The sequence below is a fragment of the Halalkalicoccus sp. NIPERK01 genome (assembly GCF_030287405.1).
GTDB lineage: Archaea > Halobacteriota > Halobacteria > Halobacteriales > Halalkalicoccaceae > Halalkalicoccus.
On sequence record NZ_JASVVV010000064.1, the window covers coordinates 1 to 241 of the forward strand.

Sequence of the window (241 nt, forward strand, 5' to 3'; positions counted from 1 at the left end):
TAAAGATTTAAACAAAATCTGGCGACAACCTAGAGGATTGTCCTTGGACAATATAATTGGCGATATCACGGAAGGGGTAAACACAAGAAGTAATATTGTGAATTTTTGTATGAATGTTGCTTTTGTGTCACAGATTGAGCCAAAGAATATTAAAGAAGCCCTTCAAGACGAAAAATGGTGCATCGCAATGCAAGAAGAACTCAACCAGTTTGAATGAAATCAAGTATGGGAATTAATTCCC

Annotated in this window: 1 protein-coding gene; it reads left to right on the forward strand. The window is 36.1% G+C overall.

From position 1 onward, the window contains the following. Nucleotides 1–217, forward strand: a 217-nt coding sequence (locus QRT08_RS18565) for a hypothetical protein (RefSeq protein ID WP_286047479.1), incomplete at its 5' end; no start/stop codon positions are given. Nucleotides 218–241: the final 24 nt, after the last annotated feature.